The organism is Paenibacillus sp. P4_A7 (genome assembly GCF_056402455.1).
Genome location: NZ_JBFUHJ010000008.1, coordinates 47946 through 65860, shown reverse-complemented (window position 1 = coordinate 65860; position 17915 = coordinate 47946). Strand labels below are relative to the sequence as shown.

Below are 17915 nucleotides of genomic sequence, written 5' to 3'. Positions count from 1 at the left end.
GCCGCTACCATTACCTTTTCAATTCGTATTCTCGGAGGCTTAGCTCAGCTGGGAGAGCATCTGCCTTACAAGCAGAGGGTCGGCGGTTCGATCCCGTCAGCCTCCACCATTATTTACTTATTCGATTTTTGATCGAATCCACTTGGAGCTGTGGTGTAGTGGCCCAACATGCCTGCCTGTCACGCAGGAGACCGCGGGTTCGAATCCCGTCAGCTCCGCCATTTTTTCTTTAAAGTAAGGCTCGGTAGCTCAGTCGGTAGAGCAGAGGACTGAAAATCCTCGTGTCGGCGGTTCGATTCCGTCCCGAGCCACCACTTTATTTTTTTTCGTTCGAACGAAGAGAAATAGTTATGCGGAGGGCTAGTGAAGTGGCTAAACACGGCAGACTGTAAATCTGCTCCTTCGGGTTCGGTGGTTCGAATCCATCGCCCTCCACCATTTTTTCACATCACGAGTCATTAGCTCAGTTGGTAGAGCACCTGACTTTTAATCAGGGTGTCGTAGGTTCGAATCCTACATGACTCACCATCTTTACTTCTCTTATACATACAACCGAGGGTCCTAGGACTTTCGGTTTTTTTGGTTTCAGATTTGATTTTAGATGATTATTTGATTTTAGATGTTTAGTTTTATTTTTGTGCGAGGCATTAGAAAAGGGCTCTATCTTAAGCAGCAAGCGCTGCTCCGGATAGAGCCCTTTATTTGTATAGACAATTTGTTTATTTGCGAATCGACAATTCATAGATCAATTCTTTAACCGTCTGATCAAGTCGTAACTGCAAATCTTCAGTCAGCGTGAAAACAGGCTCGCCGTTATCGCCTTGCGTACGTTCAATTTGCGAATCGACGGCATAAACACCGCTGACATAGAGCCTAGCGCCCATGGAAGCTAAGACCGGCTTTAACGCATAGTCAATCGATAACAGATGGGCTATTGTTCCTCCGATAAATAAAGGAGCAATAATTTTTCCATCAAGTCCTTTTTGCGGAAGTAGATCTAAGTAGGTTTTTAGAACGCCTGTATAGGACGCTTTATATACCGGACTGGCAATAATGACAGCATTTGCTTCCTCAACAAGCTTGTTGGCTTCTTGGATAGCCGGACTATTAAAGTTGGCTTGGATGAGATCCTCAGCAGGTAGATAGACGACGGATATGATTTTGGTAGTAAGGTTTTGTTCAATCAATTGGTGCTGGACATACTGTACAATACCATTTAATCGCGACGCTTCGTTGGGACTTCCGGATATAATGACGATTTTAGACATTTGGCACTCTACTTTCTCTATAGGATATGGTTTTAATAACTTCTCATATAATTCCGATCTGAATAGTTTGACAAATTTTATCATGCTTTAGAAGATCGGTCAATAAACAATTAGATAGGATAAGTTTCTTGTATTTTAACGATATAAGGGAACAATGTACATACAGAAGAAATAAAAAAAGGGGTTTTGAGAATGAACTACGGATTAGCGGCGATATTAAGCTTCGCTATTGTCTTTATAAGCGTGCCGCCCCTTCGCAAGCTTGCTCTTCATCTTGGCTTTGTTGATCAGCCCAATAATCGAAAAATACATAACAAGCCGATTCCTTTAATGGGAGGTGCGGCTATTTTTGTTGGTTGTGTCGTTACGATGTTTATTTTTATAGGATTCACTGCTTTAACTTGGACTATTCTGGCAGGCGGTCTCATGCTTGTATGTATTGGGCTGCTGGATGATGCGTCGAAATCGAAGGGAATAGATTTTCCTGTTTGGCCGCGTGTAGTTTTGTATCTGGCGATAGCGTCTATTCCCACTTTATTTAAAATTAAAATAGCAGGGATCACGAATCCTTTTACCAGTGTTTATTTTATGTTTCCGGATTGGTTTTCATGGCTCATGACGATGCTGTGGGTATTCGCACTAATAAATATGATTAATTTTATAGATGGAGTTGATGGACTTGCAGCAGGGGTTAGCACCCTTTCTTCACTTACTCTATTGATAGCTGCTCTGATTAGAGGACAAGCCGATACGGCATTATTAGCTGTAATTATAGCTGGCGTGTGCATTGGCTTTCTTGTACATAATTTTTATCCAGCACGTATTTTTATGGGGGATGCGGGAGCGACCTTTCTTGGTTATACGCTTGCGGTGATAGCAATAGATGGTACATTCAAGCGCGCAACATTTATTTCTGTGCTAGTACCTCTGCTTGCGCTTGGATTGCCTATATTGGATACGGTATACGTTATGCTGCGCAGGCTTGTCAGCGGTAAGGGACTGCACCAGGCAGACAAGCTGCACACTCATCATACGTTAATGAAATGGGGACTTAATCAGGTTCAGACCGTTTCTTTCATGTATCTAATCGCAGCTTTATTTGCTTTACTATCGATTATTCTTTTACTGGTCATGGGCTGAATTTCATAGTCCATTTGTGATACAATGACGACAAAATACGTTTCCTATGATATAAAAAAGCTAGATGTTTTTCATTAACAAGCTGATTATATAATTGGGATTCGTAATTTGAACCTCAGAGAGCGGCGTCAGCCGTTTAGGCTTGTGGAGATTGGAGATAAGAAATGAGCACGACAGACTGGTTGAAGCCACTGCAGCACATTTTAAACTGTCCGGTACATTTCGTAACAAAAACGACAGCTGAATGGAACGATTTGATTAAAGACGCCGATGCGGTTTATGTCGGAGAGAAATCGGATCACGCTCCAAAAGAAGGACAACGTGCTGAAATGAATGGAACGACATGGATTATTGCATCTAATCGTGAATATTCGTTGGAACTGCTGGAAATCGACAATCCATTGTTAAATGAAACAGAGAAGGACTTGATCAGCTGGACTCTCCAGCTCAGAAGTCATGAACAGTCTCAGAAGAAATCTGCTTCACTTTCGGAAACCGAAAGAAACGCGCTCAAGCTAAGTGAGTGGATTCAAAAACAGCTTGAGTCAGACGAGCCTGCTTATTCCATCCCTGATCATTTAACGGTAGGTAGCCGATTGTATACGGAAATGATTCCTTTCCTTTTAGTTACGGAACAATCTAATACGAAGCAAGCTACTTATGTCGAGTTGGAGAGATTGCTTCGTTCCTTCTTATCGGAGGATGTATTGCTGATTCCATTAAAAAACCAAGAATGGCTCATTTGGGGCCCTCTTACATTGCTGAGAGATGTGGATGGGGAACTGTTCGATGAGCTAGAAGAAGAAACACTGGAGGATAGCTTGGCTTCGATAGGGCTGGGTTTGCACGAGATGTTAGCTAGTGAATGGATTGGTGAGTGCCATCTTGCGGTGATGCATCCAACTTCACCAGCAAAGGGTATGATAGAAACGACTATTCTATTGCGAGAGACGATTAGCTTGGGTCGTAAATTCCATGTCGGGACTAATATTCATTTTCCATGGATGCTGCAGCTTGAACGGTTATTAAACGCTATACCAGAGGCGCAGCGCTCTAAGTATTTGGAGCAATCGCTTAAACGGGCTGACTTATTCGTTGAATCAGAAATGCTGAGTACGTTAGAGACTTTTTTTACATTGGATTGTAACGTGAGCGAGACTGCCAAGAAATTATATATTCATCGTAATACGCTGCTCTATCGATTAGATAAACTTAAACAAGAGACTGGACTTGATGTTCGGCAGTTTAGAGATGCCGTACTAGTAAAAATCATATTACTATTGTACAAAGTTACGAAAAGAAATTAGTTTTTTTGTAAAGTATGTGCATAGTCATCAGCCCTTGTGTGGGATAAGATATAGGCATAACGAAATTTCTTTCTAGGGGGAAACATATCATGGCAGGCGTACGTTTAGAAAGCATTTACAAAAAATACCCGGGAACTGACAAAGCATCGGTTACTGACGTTAGCTTAGATATTAAAGACAAAGAGTTTCTAGTATTGGTCGGACCATCTGGTTGCGGTAAATCGACAACTCTTCGTATGATTGCAGGTCTTGAAGAAATTTCTGAAGGCAAATTGTTCATTGGCGATCGTCTAGTGAATGACGTAGCTCCTAAAGACCGCGACATCGCGATGGTATTCCAATCCTACGCGTTGTACCCGCACATGAATGTATACCAAAACATGGCTTTCGGCCTTAAACTTCGTAAATTCAAAAAAGCAGACATCGACAAACGTGTTCGTGAAGCTGCTAAAATTCTAGATATCGAGCATTTGCTTGACCGTAAACCAAAAGCACTTTCCGGTGGTCAACGTCAACGTGTTGCACTAGGACGCGCAATCGTTCGTGAGCCGCAAGTTTTCTTGATGGATGAGCCTCTTTCCAACTTGGATGCAAAACTTCGTGGTCAAATGCGTGCTGAGATCAGCAAGCTGACTAAACGTCTTGAAACAACTACAATCTATGTAACGCATGACCAAATCGAAGCAATGACGATGGGTGACCGCATTGTTGTTATGAAAGACGGTTTCATTCAACAAACGGCATCTCCAGAAGAGCTTTACAACCATCCGGTTAACATCTTCGTAGCTGGCTTTATCGGCGCTCCATCGATGAACTTCATCTCTGGTTCGTTGACTGAGCAAAGCGGCGCGCTTCGCTTCAAAGCAAGCGGCGTTGACGTAGTTGTACCTGAAGGCAAAGCTGCTTCACTTCGTTCGAAAGGTTACATCGGCAAAGAAGTAATTCTTGGTATTCGTCCAGAGGATCTTCACGAAGAGCCAGTATTCATTGAAGCATCACCACAAACAATCGTTCACGCGAATGTTGAGGTTGCTGAGAACCTTGGTCACGAAATGTATCTTTACCTGAATGGAATCGGCACTGACACAGTAATCGCTCGTGTTGATGGCCGTTCCGGTCTACGTGATGGCACAAGTGTTAAGCTTGCGCTAGACATGAACAAAGTACATTTGTTTGACAAAGAATCAGAGCTTAACATTTTCGAAGCTTAATAATAAATAGTTTGGAAGAAGAACGATCGGATTATTCCGATCGTTCTTTTTTTGTTTTGTCAAAACCGTTTGCATGCTTCAGCTGTCTAATAATAAACGGAATAAGACGAAATAAAGAGATATGTATTAGTTTTGGTAGAGGGGAGGACAGTTATGAATAAAAAGGAATGGGCTGAAGCATGGATTGCCGGCGATGATACCGCTTTGCTGCAGCGTATAGAGCTGGATAAACTGCAATTGTACGGAATTGCTTATTCCTATATGCGGAATGAAGAGGATGCGTTAGAAGCGATACAAGAGACAGTTTGCCGAATATGGACCAAGCGACGTACTTTAAAGGAGCCGCACTTTTTTACAACCTGGTCGATTCGGATTCTGATACGTGTCTGTATGGATACGAGAAAGAAAAAGACGAGAGAACGTCCCACTGAGACTATATCACAAGAGTACGGTTCGGCGGTTAAGGCAGAGGATGCGGATACGGCAGTTAGACTCGATATGGCTGCTCAGGTGCAGCAGTTGCCGGCAAACTATCGAATGGTCATTACGCTGAAATATTATAGAGACATGACAATTACGGAAATAGCTGAGCTGCTGGAAAAGCCAGATGGGACGATTCGAACATGGCTGAATAAGGCATTGAAGTTGCTAAGAGCCGATATGACGGACTTGAAGGAGGAGATAGGCAATGGGCGCGGAAGTGGAGAAGGATTTCGAACAGGGCGGGCAAAGGCTGCGGAGTGATATAGAACTTGTGAACAATGTGCTTGGACAGCAGTCTGAACAGGCATTGGATGCTGCGATACAGAGAGGGCTTGAGCAGGGTCGTAAGCGGGCAATACGCGGACGAAGGAAGAGGCTTAGCCTAACGATGAGTGCTTCCGTCATCTGCATGATTCTGCTACTCTCCGCGTTCGTGCGAGTATCTCCTACCTTTGCCGCGATAATGAAGGATATTCCAGGGTTTAGCGGATTTGTATCCTTCATAGAGAGTGATAAGTCTTTGTTATCAGCTGTTGAAAATGACTTCATACAATCGGTTAAGCTATCAGACGAGAAAAACGGCTATAAATTTACGGTAGATGGTATTTTAGCAGATGATCAGCGCCTCGTTATTCTATATACGGCTGAGGGCCCGGGTATTAACGGTAATACAGGATTTCTTAATTATAAATTGAAGACCAGCAATGGAGCCGATTTGGAGGCTGGTATTGGATCGTCACATTTTCCTAGTAATGACGCCGCGGATACAAGCGTTCCCGTACATGATTATCTGGATGTTCTAATAGGTGATGGCAAGATGCCAGAAAGTTTACAGTTTAGTTTATTGCTGGGCGGTCAGTGGCTGAGAGTTGACTTTCCAATCGATCATGAGAGGTTCGCGGGCATGCGGGAAGAGATCGCGATAGATAGCAACTTCGAGGTAGGCGGGCAGTGGTTCACGATTAAAGATGCTATTATAACACCACTTCAAATATCGCTAACATTTGAAGCTGATCCGAGCAATGAGAAACGTTCTAATCATTTTAGAAACATGGTGCTAGTGGATGAGAAGGGAAGACGATACGAGACGAATACGGGCTTTGGTGATCTTAATCCGTCATTAACGAGACATTTCAAGAGCAGCTACTTCGAGCGGCCTAAGAAGCTGACATTAGTGGCAGATGGCTTGCACGTATCGGAATATAATCTTAGTGTAACTGTTAATACAGATACCTTGAAGACATTATCTTCACCGGACAACAGACTTCAGCTCGTTGAAAAGCAAGAGGTTGGCGAAGGGTTTGACTTGAAGTTTGAACTTCTTGTACTAGATGAGATCGATAAGGAACTCATTTATACGCTGTTTAAACATAAGGGTTTCTTCAAGGATGCCTCAGGATTATCGTATCCCATATTGGATAATAGCGGAACGTCTGCAGAGTGGGGATCAGGAGACAATAAAATGACCTTTTATTATCGGATACCAAAGTCGGACTACAAGCAGCCATTAACTTTCGACATTGAGCAGTATCCCGGCTATGTACTAGAACCTATAAGTGTACCGATAAAATAAACGCAAGGCGCTGAGCAACGGAGGAAACGTTGCGTTCGGCGCCTTTTTCCTTTACGATGAAGACATTGGAAAATAACATACATTATAGTATAAAGCAGTTGTCAGATGAGGGAGGCCATACGATGGCGAAAAGAGTGAAAGTAACGGAGCTAGTCCGACAATTTCAACTAGAGATCATTGCGGGTGAAGATGGACTAAAGCGTGCGATTACTGTAGATGATTTGTACCGGCCTGGTCTTGAGATGGCCGGCTATTTCCACTACCATCCTAGTGAGCGGGTACAGCTGCTTGGCAGAACGGAAATTTCCTTCCTTGACATGCTTGATAGTGAGGAACGGAAGGATCGGATGGTGCGACTCTTCAAAGAGGACACGCCATGCGTAATTTTGACAAGAGGTTTGGAAGCACCTCAGGAGCTAATCGATCAATCCAATGCGATGCAAATTCCTGTGCTGCGCAGCAACGTGGCAACCACTATTTTATCGAGCAGGATTACCGACTTTTTGGAGAAAAAATTTGCTCCCACAGCAACCATACATGGCGTTCTAGTTGACGTTTACGGTGTTGGAATGCTCATAACAGGAGGCAGCGGCATTGGTAAAAGCGAGACAGCTCTAGAGCTTGTAAAACGTGGGCATCGACTTGTAGCCGATGATGCGGTGGAGATTAGGCAGACATCGGATGGACAGCTTCATGGCAGTGCGCCAGAGCTAATTCGTCACCTGTTAGAAATTCGCGGCCTAGGCATTATTAATGTAATGACATTATTCGGAGCAGGTGCTGTTCGCACGCAGAAGCGTATCGGTCTTGTTATTAAGCTAGAAAACTGGCAGCAGGATAAGCAGTATGACAGGCTAGGTCTCGATGAGGAGACGACTCGTATTATCGATACGGACATTCCTCTAGTGACTGTTCCTGTACGTCCAGGTCGAAATCTAGCTGTTATTATTGAGGTAGCTGCAATGAACTTCCGTCTGAAGCGGATGGGTTACAATGCGGCCCTACAATTTACAAACAAGCTGACCGAGACGATTGCCGAGGATATGGACGAATATGACTGATTCCAAAGGAGATCTAGAAAATGACCACTTTATCGATTAATCCGATTGCTTTCACAATTGGTTCCTTGCCGGTTCATTGGTACGGAATTATTTTGGGAACAGGGGCTTTGATAGGCTTGATGCTGGCCGTGCAGGAGGGCAAGCGATTCGGAATTAAGCCGGACTTCTTCATGGATTTACTACTGCTTGGTGTTCCTTCTTCTATTATTGTGGCCCGTATTTATTATGTAGCGTTTAAATGGGAAGATTACAAAGGTAACTTATTTAATGTGTTCAAAATATGGGAGGGCGGTATCGCTATATACGGAGCGCTTATTGGCGCGTTTATATGCGGGTTCTTCTACATCAGATACAAAGGATACAGCTTTTGGCGGATTGCGGATATATGTGCACCGTCCTTGTTAGCTGGTCAAATGATCGGACGCTGGGGCAACTTCATGAATCAAGAAGCTTACGGTGGAGTAGTCAGCGAGGAGTTTCTACGGAACACGCTGCACATTCCAAACTTTATCGTGAATAACATGTTTATCATGGATTCAGCGTTTCCAGAGGGCGCGTTCCGTCATCCAGCTTTTTTGTATGAATCGGTTTGGAGCTTGGTTGGTATTGCTTTGCTATTCGTGCTTCGGCGCCAGAAGTTTGTGCGTGCGGGTGAAATCCTTGCGGGTTACTTTATCTGGTATTCCATTGGCCGCTTCTTTATTGAGGCGCTTCGTACAGATAGTTTAGCGTTTATGGGGCCTCAATGGTTGGCTTCATTCATTAATGGGCTTTGGTCACCAATGGAAGTGGCTTTTTCACAAGGCTACTTGGATCCTTCCTATGGTAATATCCGTATTTCGCAGGTAGTAGCTTTATTGCTCATTATTGGGGCGATTGTGCTTATTATTGTGAGACGTAAGACAGGAATGGCATCAGTGAGATACCTGGATCCGATTGTAACGACGAGGCCAGAGAGAAATGGCGGCGTAGATCAAGCAGTAAATACAAGCAAAGAAGGCACTACAGGTACAGAGAGTAAGAATCGCACTAAAGATGAGAAAAAAGATTAGCGCGTGACAGGATTAGGAGGGTTTATGAATGACGAGTAACATAAAAACGATGCTATTTGATCTGGATGGCACCATTATTGACACCAATGAGCTTATTATTCGCTCGTTCATAGAATCATTGAAGGGTGTTGTGCCGGAGAGTTTCGGGAGAGAGCATATCATTCCTAGCATGGGACAACCTCTGACTGATCAAATGCGTTTGTTCTCTGGATTGGAAGAGGTATCGGATCTTGTGGCTGCTTATCGGGAAGTGAACCTTCGGCTGCATGATGAGTTTGTGAAGTCGTTTGACTATGTAAATGAAGTACTGGAAACGCTGCATGGCAAAGGCATTCAAATTGGAGTCGTAACAACTAAAATGCGGCTGACGACAGAGCGCGGCTTGAAATATGTTGGGCTTGCCGATTATATCGATGCCATTGTGACGATTGATGATGTTGTTAATCCGAAGCCGCATCCTGAGCCTGTAAGCATGGCGATCAAGTTACTAGGAGCAGACCCGGCTACGACAATCATGGTCGGTGATAGTACCGTGGATATGCAGTCCGCAAAAGCGGCGGGTACTTTGGCTATCGGTGTTGCTTGGTCGCTTAAAGGCGAGCGGATTTTGAAGGATGCTGGAGCGGATCACGTCATTCATGACATGCGGGACCTTTATTCATTTGTTGGAATGGAGAGCGAGCCGTTTGCGAAACGTTAACCGATATCCGGTGGAAGGACCGAATGCGTTGTGGCAGGTCTATTCGACAGTGAGCCGTGTAAAGTCGGTTCGGAATTTTGTATTCATACAGCTGGCACGCTATTGCCCGGTTCTCCCGCTTAAAAATTGGATTTACCGCCGAGTGCTCGGAATGAAGGTTGGAGAACATACCGCATTTGCTTTGATGGTGATGGTCGATGTCTTCTTCCCGGAACGAATTTCGGTCGGCAATAATTCGATCATAGGATATAATACGACGATTTTGACGCATGAATATTTAATCAACGAATACCGGCTTGGTGATGTGAAGATCGGTTCCAATGTGATGATTGGTGCGAACACAACGATACTGCCAGGTGTGACGATCGGGGATCATGCCGTAGTAGCCGCAGGCTCCGTAGTCTATAAGGATGTGCAGGCTTATGCTTTTGTAGGCGGCAATCCTATGCGAGAGATCAAAAGAAGTGAACCAAAGTTTTCGGAAATTTAAGTGAATGCCTTATGAACGACCGAATGCAACTATGCGAAACCTAAAGTGTGATAACGTCAAGCGTAAACGACTGTCGCCGACCTCTGGCGGTAATAGCTCGTTTCGCGGTGAAATATAGGCATTGGTATAAGTGTGAAACTTATACTTTCCTATATTTTAAGAAGAAACGACTTCGTCGTCCTTGTCTAAGGACGATCGGTTTCTCGTAAAAATATAGGCAAGAGTATAGTGTGAAACTTATACTTTCCTATATTTCAAGCGTAAACGGCTGTCGCCGACTTCTACGGCAAATCATTCATTTCGCGGGGATATATATAAGCTCATTAATAGGTGGAAACCTATAGATTCTTATATATAAAAAGGATGCTTCTCGGTGTTTGCGCTTCGTTTGGCGCATAATGCTTGGGAGACATCCTTTTGTTGTTTAAAGGGAGTCATATCGCTGTTTTTGGCTTGACGGAGACGTGTTTTCCATGCTAATATTACGACTAAACACTTTATTTTGGCAGTATGGTAACATGGTATCGCTTTACTGTGATAAAGTATTGGAGGGTGATCGGGAATGTCTAAACCAAAAGTATTTGAGAAGCCGATAGGCGTTAAAGATTATTTGCCAGGCGCTGTAGCAAAGCTGCGGCATATCGAGCGTGAGGTTCTAGCTTGTATGCAAGGCTGGGGCTACGAACAGATTATGACGCCAACTATAGAATATTACGATACAGTCGGTGTTGCGAGTTCAACATCAGATCAGAAGTTATTCAAGCTTCTAAATAATAAAGGGACTACACTTGTGCTTCGCTCTGATATGACGGCGCCCATAGCACGTGTTGTTGCTTCTTTATTAAAAGAAGAAGAGTTTCCGCAACGTTTGTCTTATCACTCTAATATTTTTCGGGCGATTGAAGAGGAAGCAGGCCGCGAGGCTGAATTTTTCCAAACGGGTGTGGAGCTTGTAGGTGACTCTTCAGCTGAAGCGGATGCGGAGGTCGTTGCACTTGCTATTGCCTCGCTGAAAGCGGCAGGAGTAGAACGATTTAAGATCGCTATTGGACATGTCGGTTTTCTGAATGGCTTACTAGAGGAAACGCTGCCTGGACGTAAAGAAGCGCAGGAACAGCTGAAAGGCTGCTTGCTCGGACGTGATTACGTTGGCTATCGTGAGCAGCTTCGTGAGCTGTCGCTTGATGAGCCGGTTCAACGCGAGCTGGAGGGCATTCTGCGACTTCGCGGCGGTCAAGAAATTTGTGAGCAGGCTTTGCAGCTAAGCGTGGATGCTACCGCTCGTGAGTCCATTCGCCATTTATGCGAGATATGGGATGTGCTGAAGGCATACGACGTCTGTGAGCATGTGCTGATTGATTTAACGATGATTGGTGATTTCTCCTACTATACGGGGATGACCTTTGAGGGCTATGCGGCTGATCTTGGTTTTCCAGTCGTAAGCGGCGGACGATATGATAATTTGTTGGCTCAGTTCGGCAGAACGGCTGCAGCAACAGGCTTCGCTCTGAAGACGACTCGTATTTTGGAGCTAATGGGTGAAGAGGAAGAGAGTCTCTCTGAACGGACATTAGTATTGTATGATGCAGCAGGGCGTACGGAGGCTCTGGCGGAAGCGCAGAAGCTTCGCGGCCAAGGACAGCCGGTCGTAACGGAACGGATGGATACGGCGAGTGCTGAAGGTCTAGAAGCGGTCTTATTAGCAGCTGCGGATCAGAAGCCTTTTATGTATAAAGGTGTAGGCTATAAAAATTTGACTACCTATATTGCGAATGATGAAGTTACGAAGGGAGGCAGCGCCACATGAGCGAAGTGAGAAGAGATATTTTGAAAGTGGCGATGCCAAAGGGCCGTATCTATAAACAGGCTTCAAAGCTGTTTCGTGAAGCGGGACTTCCGATTCCGAGTGACTTTGACGATACGCGCAAGCTGATCATTGAACTGCCTGAAATGGGCATGGAGTTTATAATGGCAAAGCCGGTGGATGTGCCGACTTATGTGGAATATGGTGTTGCAGACATTGGGATAGTCGGTAAAGACGTTCTAATGGAAGAAAATAAAGATGTATACGAGCTGCTTGATCTAGGTATCGCTAAATGTCGGATGTCAGTAATCAGTATGCCGGATTGGAAGCCGACGATTAATCCTCGCGTTGCAACGAAGTATCCGAACGTCGCATCGGCTTACTTCCGCGAGCGTGGACAGCAGGTAGAGGTTATTAAGTTGAATGGCTCCATTGAGCTGGCTCCGATGATCGGCTTGGCGGATCGTATCGTCGATATGGTGGAAACGGGCCAAACGCTTCGAGAGAATGGACTTGTGGAGATGGAGTCGATCTTCGGAATTACGAGCCGCTTGATCGCGAATCGGGTAAGCTATCGGATGAAAAACGATGTGATTCAAAGCTTGTGTGATCGATTGCAGGAGACTTTGGCGACTAGAGCTTAAATATAGAGGCAGACAGCAAGGATGAGGATTAGAAAGGGGCGAGGCATATGCGTATTATGCGTGCGGAGCAGTTTGGTTTGAAGCGCGAGGTGGAGTATGGGACACCGGAGCAAAATGAAGCGGTCAAGACGATCGTAGAGGGCGTCAAGACCGAGGGTGACGCGGCGCTGCTCAGGTATACGGAGCAGTTCGACCGCGTAAAGCTGGATGCGGAATCGCTACGCGTGACGCAGGAGGAGATTCAGGCGGCGTATGACCATGTCGACGCTGATTTTCTCACGGCTATTCGCGAAGCGGCCGTGAATATTAGGGTGTTCCACGAGAAGCAGATGCGTACCTCGTGGATGGATTTGCAGCAGGACGGAACGCTGCTCGGGCAAATCATGCGACCGCTTAAGCGGGTCGGCGTATATGTGCCCGGGGGCAAGGCGGCTTATCCGTCGTCCGTGCTGATGAATGTCATTCCGGCACAGGTGGCTGGCGTGCCGGAGATCGTTATGGTGACGCCGCCAGCAACAGGCGGCACCGCAGGTATCGACCCGTATATTCTCGTTGCCGCCGCAGAAGCGGGCGTCAAGGAGATGTACCGGGTCGGCGGGGCACAAGCTATAGCCGCGCTGGCGTACGGCACGGCAACAATTGACCCGGTCGATAAAATATGCGGACCGGGCAACATTTACGTGGCGCTTGCGAAGCGCGCCGTATTCGGCGCCGTCGATATCGACAGCATCGCCGGCCCAAGCGAGATCGTCGTGCTAGCCGACGATTCCGCAGATCCCGCGTATGTAGCTGCGGATCTGCTATCGCAAGCAGAGCACGATGAGATGTCGTCGGCGATTCTTATTACGCCTTCGCAGCAACTGGCGGAAGCGGTCGCTGCTGAAGTAGACCGCCAGCTGTCCACACTGCCGCGCCAAGACATCGCGCGCAGCTCCATTGACAACTACGGCGCTGTGCTGCTCGTTGACTCGATTGAAGCGGGCATCGATGTAGTGAACCAGCTTGCACCGGAGCATCTTGAGGTGCTGACAGTTGATCCGATGCGTCTGCTCGGTTACATTCAGAACGCAGGAGCTATTTTCCTCGGACCTTACAGCTCAGAGCCAGTTGGAGACTATTTTGCCGGACCGAATCACATCATTCCGACAAATGGTACAGCGCGATTCTCATCGCCGGTAAACGTGGACGATTTCTTGAAGAAATCGAGCCTAATTTATTACAGCAAGGAAGCATTGCTTGCGAACGGTGAGAAGATTATGACACTTGCTAGGCATGAAGGGCTTGAAGGACACGCACGTGCAATTGAGATTCGTCTGGAGAAAGAGCGGGGCTAACATAACCATTTGTTGTCGTTAAGCAGCAATGCTTCGCCGACCATTTGGTACCAATATAATAGCTAATGATTCATCCATAGAAGTACTTATTTTATAGGGAAGAAGGAATTAAAGTGACGGAAAACAGAGTGCGCGAGGCATCGGTATCACGTAAGACAAACGAAACGGACATTAAGCTTTCATTCGCAGTAGATGGTACAGGCGAGGCAAAGATCGAAACGGATGTACCCTTCTTGAATCACATGCTTGATTTGTTTACGAAGCACGGTCAATTTAACCTAGATGTTGAAGCACGCGGCGATATCGATATTGACGATCACCACACGGTAGAGGACATCGGCATTTGTATCGGTCAGACGCTTCGTGAGGCACTTGGCGACAAACGCGGCATTAAACGTTACGCTAGCGTATTCGTACCGATGGATGAAGCGCTGGCACAGGTTATCATCGACGTTAGCAACCGCCCGCATTTTGAATATCGTGCAGAATATCCTTCAGCACAGGTTGGCAGCTTCTCCACTGAGCTCGTTCATGAGTTTCTATGGAAGTTGGCGCTTGAATCACGGATAACACTTCATGTTATCGTGCACTACGGCAAAAACACGCATCACATGATTGAAGCGGTATTCAAAGCATTAGGCCGTGCACTTGATGAAGCAACGAGCATTGATCCTCGCGTACAAGGAGTACCTTCTACGAAAGGAGTGCTTTAAGATGATCGCCATTATCGATTACGGTATGGGCAATCTGCATAGCGTTAGTAAAGCGGTTGAGCGACTCGGCTATGAGGCCGTTATAACTGCTGATCCTAAAATAATTGTTGAAGCAGAAGGCGCTATTTTGCCAGGTGTAGGTGCATTTGGCGACGCGATGGAAAATCTTCGCAACACGAAGCTGGACGATGTGACGAAATTTTATGCGGCATCCGGCAAGCCTATGCTCGGTATTTGCTTAGGAATGCAGCTCCTATTTGGCGAAAGCGAAGAGTATGGTACGAATGAGGGTCTGAATTTATTGCCCGGGAAAGCGGTTCGCTTCCAAGGTGATTATAAAGTGCCTCATATGGGCTGGAATAAGCTTTCGTTCTTGCAGCAGCAATCACCGCTCTTTAATGGTCTGACTGAGGGACATGTCTACTTTGTTCACTCGTACCATGTGAAGCCGGAGCTGACTTCGGATCTGCTCGCGACTACCGATTACCACCAGCAGGTGACTGCAATTGTCGGTCGCGGCAACGTATACGGCATGCAGTTCCATCCGGAGAAAAGCGGAGAGCTTGGTATGCAATTGCTGGGCAACTTCCTGGCGCTGACGAACAGCAAAAAGCTGCAAGGGCAGCTCTAAAATAGAAGTTAAAGAGAACTACAGTATTAAAAGAACTATGTTATAGAAGGACTATGTCATAGAAGAACCACTCTTATAAATGGACACTATGGTTATATAAAAAGTGGCTCATCCCTAAAATCAGCGTTTGATTACTTGGAGCACTACGCGGTGGACGGAGAAATGGAACTAAGTAAAGCTGAACTGTAATGTAATGAGCTTAACTGAGCTTAACTGTACTGTACTGTACTGTACTGAACGACCAGGGAATCTAGTTTCTATCGTTGTTTTTCAACCAACGAAAAGGGCTGAGCGATTAGAATGTATTTCATCCATTCAAACTGCGGATATTTACCTTGTAAATGTGTTTGAATGGAAAAGATACAATCAAATAGGTGGATATAGATACTTTGTCTGCGAAACGGATGATTTGCTTGTATGAAATACAGTCAAAGGTTAAAAGCGACGTTTCGATGTTGATTTGAATGTATAAAATACAGTCAAACAGGACTAATGAAAATTAAACCTTCTCGCTATCTATATTTCGCTATACGTTTCTCACTTTCTGTCTACAGCTGTTTTCAGTTTTGGCCCATAAGAGTACAACTATAACAACTTTAAACTAAGATATATATAAGAACTGTAACTATATCTACTGTAACTATATGTACTGTAGCTGTGAGAACTGCATCTATAGCAGAAGCTGTAAATAATAATTGAAATGAAATAAAACAAACCAAACACCTGCATCGTACAGCTACAACTTACGTCTACATCAAGCACCTGAATAAATCATTAATCAAAAAGCTCCACCAAAATCAAGCTCGGCTATACGGGCATAAAGGAGAGGACAATATGCTGGCGAAGCGTATCATTCCGTGTCTGGATGTGAAGGACGGCCGGGTAGTGAAAGGCGTTAACTTCGTGAACCTGCGTGATGCAGGCGATCCAGTTGAGCTGGCGGCGACCTATGACCAGGAGGGCGCCGATGAGCTTGTATTTCTGGATATATCCGCTTCCGTTGAAGGCCGCGCGACGATGATTGAGGTCGTCAAGCGGACGGCGGGCGAGATTACTATTCCATTTACGGTCGGCGGCGGCATTTCCCACGTAGACGATATGAAGCGACTGCTGCGGGCAGGTGCGGATAAGATTGGCATCAATACCGCTGCTGTCAAAAACCCATCGCTCGTGAAGGAAGGATCGCGTAAGTTTGGCTCACAATGCATTGTGGTAGCCATTGACGCAAAGTTTAATGCAGAGTGGGGCGAATGGGAAGTTTATACCCATGGCGGACGCAATACTACAGGAATTAAAGCATTGGAGTGGGCACGCGAGGTTGAGCGACTAGGTGCCGGAGAAATCTTGCTTACGAGCATGGACGCGGACGGAACTAAGGATGGCTTTGATCTTAAGCTAACGCAAGCGGTGTCTGACTCACTGGGCATTCCTGTTATCGCATCGGGCGGGGCGGGACGTGTCGAGCATTTTAACGATGTGTTTCAGCAAGCACATGCGGACGCAGCGCTGGCTGCTACAATTTTTCATTATAAAGAAATGACCATACGTGAAGTAAAAGAGGATTTGCGGCGGAAGGGAGTAGAGGTTCGATGAAGGAAAACAATAATATTTTATCACAAATAAAATGGGATGAAGCGGGACTCGTGCCTGCCATCGTACAGGATGCACAAAGCAAGGAAGTACTCATGCTCGCTTATATGAACAAGGAGTCGCTTCAGCTCTCCACAGAATCCGGCGTAACCTGGTTCTGGAGCCGTTCACGCAATGAGCTTTGGAATAAAGGCGCAACTAGCGGCCATACCCAGCAAATCGTATCGATGTCCTATGATTGTGACGGAGATACGCTGCTTGTTAAGGTTCAGCAAAAGGGACCCGCATGCCATACCGGTCGTTACAGCTGTTTCTACAACGCGATTGAGGTAATTGGTCAAGCTACCGATGCTTCTCAAGCTATTGAACCGACATCAGACAGATTCACAACGTTCGGCAATCTGGAAAGTGTTATTGCAGAGCGTTATGCCGAGCGTCCAGAGGGATCGTATACGACGTATTTGTTTGAAAAAGGCGTAGATAAAATTCTTAAAAAAATTGGCGAAGAAGCTTCTGAGGTCATTATCGCGGCAAAAAATCAAGATAACGATGAGCTTCGCAGCGAAGTAGGAGACTTATTCTTCCATCTCATGGTGCTGCTCCGTGAACGAGGACTTCCCATCGATGATGTGATGAACGAGCTGAACAACCGTCACGGCAAGCCAACAACCAACAAAATGAGATAATGAAATAGAAGAGATTAAGAGAATATTGGAGATAATCATCGATCACGCTGGATAAAGACGGATTACGCAGTCAGTGATAACAAATTGTCGAAAATTAGTATCGATAGATTTTTGAATTATCGTAAAATCAATGTATAATATAAATGACAAATGAAGCTTTGTCGAATGATCCGACAAGGACGAGTACAAGCTAGTAAAATTAATTGGTTTTAACGCTCAGGAGGGTAT

The 17915-nt window shown here is 45.5% G+C and carries 17 protein-coding genes and 5 tRNA genes; 21 read left to right on the top strand and 1 reads right to left on the bottom strand.

Going from position 1 to position 17915, the window contains the following annotated elements:
- The first annotated feature begins 33 nt into the window (after positions 1 to 33).
- The 5 genes from AC1DWN_RS02625 to AC1DWN_RS02605 all read left to right on the top strand — a co-directional run bounded on the left by AC1DWN_RS02625 (position 34) and on the right by AC1DWN_RS02605 (position 528).
- Positions 34 to 109 (top strand) — tRNA-Val (locus tag AC1DWN_RS02625).
- Between the two features lie 35 nt (positions 110 to 144).
- Positions 145 to 221, top strand: a tRNA-Asp gene (locus AC1DWN_RS02620).
- A gap of 17 nt (positions 222 to 238) precedes the next feature.
- Positions 239 to 314 (top strand) — tRNA-Phe (locus tag AC1DWN_RS02615).
- 40 nt (positions 315 to 354) lie between these two features.
- Positions 355 to 438, top strand: a tRNA-Tyr gene (locus AC1DWN_RS02610).
- Between the two features lie 14 nt (positions 439 to 452).
- A tRNA-Lys gene (locus AC1DWN_RS02605) sits at positions 453 to 528 on the top strand.
- A gap of 191 nt (positions 529 to 719) precedes the next feature.
- On the opposite strand, the gene ssuE is transcribed toward AC1DWN_RS02605, so the two are convergent.
- Entirely contained in the window at positions 720 to 1268 is a 549-nt protein-coding gene (gene ssuE, locus AC1DWN_RS02600; protein WP_477557386.1) for an NADPH-dependent FMN reductase, read from the bottom strand.
- A 192-nt stretch (positions 1269 to 1460) separates the two neighbouring features.
- Between ssuE and AC1DWN_RS02595 the strand changes: the two genes are divergently transcribed.
- The 16 genes from AC1DWN_RS02595 to hisIE all read left to right on the top strand — a co-directional run bounded on the left by AC1DWN_RS02595 (position 1461) and on the right by hisIE (position 17687).
- Positions 1461 to 2408 (top strand): MraY family glycosyltransferase, encoded by a 948-nt coding sequence (locus AC1DWN_RS02595; protein WP_477557385.1) that lies wholly within the window; start codon positions 1461 to 1463, stop codon positions 2406 to 2408.
- 164 nt (positions 2409 to 2572) lie between these two features.
- Complete coding sequence (locus AC1DWN_RS02590; protein WP_477557384.1) at positions 2573 to 3715, top strand: PucR family transcriptional regulator; 1143 nt, start codon at positions 2573 to 2575, stop codon at positions 3713 to 3715.
- Between the two features lie 89 nt (positions 3716 to 3804).
- Entirely contained in the window at positions 3805 to 4926 is a 1122-nt protein-coding gene (locus tag AC1DWN_RS02585; protein WP_477557383.1) for an ABC transporter ATP-binding protein, read from the top strand.
- Positions 4927 to 5079: 153 nt separating this feature from the next.
- Complete coding sequence (locus AC1DWN_RS02580; RefSeq protein ID WP_477557382.1) at positions 5080 to 5670, top strand: sigma-70 family RNA polymerase sigma factor; 591 nt, start codon at positions 5080 to 5082, stop codon at positions 5668 to 5670.
- The gene (locus AC1DWN_RS02575; protein WP_477557381.1) at positions 5615 to 6982 is read left to right on the top strand and encodes a DUF4179 domain-containing protein; all 1368 of its coding nucleotides are present in this window, start codon (positions 5615 to 5617) and stop codon (positions 6980 to 6982) included. Before AC1DWN_RS02580 ends, AC1DWN_RS02575 begins: the two co-directional genes overlap by 56 nt.
- 122 nt (positions 6983 to 7104) lie before the next feature.
- A complete protein-coding gene (gene hprK, locus AC1DWN_RS02570) occupies positions 7105 to 8043 on the top strand; it encodes an HPr(Ser) kinase/phosphatase (RefSeq protein ID WP_477557380.1) in 939 nt (312 codons plus the stop codon).
- A gap of 20 nt (positions 8044 to 8063) precedes the next feature.
- On the top strand, positions 8064 to 9095 hold the full coding sequence (gene lgt / locus AC1DWN_RS02565; RefSeq protein ID WP_477557379.1) for a prolipoprotein diacylglyceryl transferase: 1032 nt from the start codon (positions 8064 to 8066) through the stop codon (positions 9093 to 9095).
- Positions 9096 to 9123: 28 nt separating this feature from the next.
- A complete protein-coding gene (gene ppaX / locus AC1DWN_RS02560; RefSeq protein WP_477557378.1) occupies positions 9124 to 9795 on the top strand; it encodes a pyrophosphatase PpaX in 672 nt (223 codons plus the stop codon).
- A complete protein-coding gene (locus AC1DWN_RS02555; protein ID WP_477557377.1) occupies positions 9782 to 10285 on the top strand; it encodes an acyltransferase in 504 nt (167 codons plus the stop codon). The genes ppaX and AC1DWN_RS02555 overlap by 14 nt, the downstream gene beginning before the upstream one ends.
- A 562-nt stretch (positions 10286 to 10847) precedes the next feature.
- Positions 10848 to 12092 (top strand): ATP phosphoribosyltransferase regulatory subunit, encoded by a 1245-nt coding sequence (locus tag AC1DWN_RS02550; RefSeq protein ID WP_477557376.1) that lies wholly within the window; start codon positions 10848 to 10850, stop codon positions 12090 to 12092.
- A complete protein-coding gene (gene hisG, locus AC1DWN_RS02545) occupies positions 12089 to 12733 on the top strand; it encodes an ATP phosphoribosyltransferase (RefSeq protein WP_477557375.1) in 645 nt (214 codons plus the stop codon). The genes AC1DWN_RS02550 and hisG overlap by 4 nt, the downstream gene beginning before the upstream one ends.
- A gap of 47 nt (positions 12734 to 12780) precedes the next feature.
- Positions 12781 to 14067, top strand: coding sequence for a histidinol dehydrogenase (gene hisD, locus AC1DWN_RS02540; RefSeq protein ID WP_477557374.1), 1287 nt, complete (start codon positions 12781 to 12783; stop codon positions 14065 to 14067).
- A gap of 107 nt (positions 14068 to 14174) precedes the next feature.
- Positions 14175 to 14780, top strand: coding sequence for an imidazoleglycerol-phosphate dehydratase HisB (hisB, locus tag AC1DWN_RS02535; protein ID WP_477557388.1), 606 nt, complete (start codon positions 14175 to 14177; stop codon positions 14778 to 14780).
- 1 nt (position 14781) lies between these two features.
- Complete coding sequence (gene hisH, locus AC1DWN_RS02530) at positions 14782 to 15411, top strand: imidazole glycerol phosphate synthase subunit HisH (protein ID WP_477557373.1); 630 nt, start codon at positions 14782 to 14784, stop codon at positions 15409 to 15411.
- An 834-nt stretch (positions 15412 to 16245) separates the two neighbouring features.
- On the top strand, positions 16246 to 17004 hold the full coding sequence (gene hisF, locus AC1DWN_RS02525; RefSeq protein WP_477557372.1) for an imidazole glycerol phosphate synthase subunit HisF: 759 nt from the start codon (positions 16246 to 16248) through the stop codon (positions 17002 to 17004).
- A complete protein-coding gene (gene hisIE / locus AC1DWN_RS02520) occupies positions 17001 to 17687 on the top strand; it encodes a bifunctional phosphoribosyl-AMP cyclohydrolase/phosphoribosyl-ATP diphosphatase HisIE (RefSeq protein WP_477557371.1) in 687 nt (228 codons plus the stop codon). The genes hisF and hisIE overlap by 4 nt, the downstream gene beginning before the upstream one ends.
- The last annotated feature ends 228 nt before the right edge of the window (positions 17688 to 17915 follow it).

Bases quoted from the DNA above. Each gene is read 5' to 3' on its own strand.
- ssuE (WP_477557386.1), bottom strand. From the start codon at position 1,268: ATGTCTAAAATCGTCATTATATCCGGAAGTCCCAACGAAGCGTCGCGA.
- AC1DWN_RS02595 (WP_477557385.1), top strand. From the start codon at position 1,461: ATGAACTACGGATTAGCGGCGATATTAAGCTTCGCTATTGTCTTTATA.
- AC1DWN_RS02590 (WP_477557384.1), top strand. From the start codon at position 2,573: ATGAGCACGACAGACTGGTTGAAGCCACTGCAGCACATTTTAAACTGT.
- AC1DWN_RS02585 (WP_477557383.1), top strand. From the start codon at position 3,805: ATGGCAGGCGTACGTTTAGAAAGCATTTACAAAAAATACCCGGGAACT.
- AC1DWN_RS02580 (WP_477557382.1), top strand. From the start codon at position 5,080: ATGAATAAAAAGGAATGGGCTGAAGCATGGATTGCCGGCGATGATACC.
- AC1DWN_RS02575 (WP_477557381.1), top strand. From the start codon at position 5,615: ATGGGCGCGGAAGTGGAGAAGGATTTCGAACAGGGCGGGCAAAGGCTG.
- hprK (WP_477557380.1), top strand. From the start codon at position 7,105: ATGGCGAAAAGAGTGAAAGTAACGGAGCTAGTCCGACAATTTCAACTA.
- lgt (WP_477557379.1), top strand. From the start codon at position 8,064: ATGACCACTTTATCGATTAATCCGATTGCTTTCACAATTGGTTCCTTG.
- ppaX (WP_477557378.1), top strand. From the start codon at position 9,124: ATGACGAGTAACATAAAAACGATGCTATTTGATCTGGATGGCACCATT.
- AC1DWN_RS02550 (WP_477557376.1), top strand. From the start codon at position 10,848: ATGTCTAAACCAAAAGTATTTGAGAAGCCGATAGGCGTTAAAGATTAT.
- hisG (WP_477557375.1), top strand. From the start codon at position 12,089: ATGAGCGAAGTGAGAAGAGATATTTTGAAAGTGGCGATGCCAAAGGGC.
- hisD (WP_477557374.1), top strand. From the start codon at position 12,781: ATGCGTATTATGCGTGCGGAGCAGTTTGGTTTGAAGCGCGAGGTGGAG.
- hisH (WP_477557373.1), top strand. From the start codon at position 14,782: ATGATCGCCATTATCGATTACGGTATGGGCAATCTGCATAGCGTTAGT.
- hisF (WP_477557372.1), top strand. From the start codon at position 16,246: ATGCTGGCGAAGCGTATCATTCCGTGTCTGGATGTGAAGGACGGCCGG.
- hisIE (WP_477557371.1), top strand. From the start codon at position 17,001: ATGAAGGAAAACAATAATATTTTATCACAAATAAAATGGGATGAAGCG.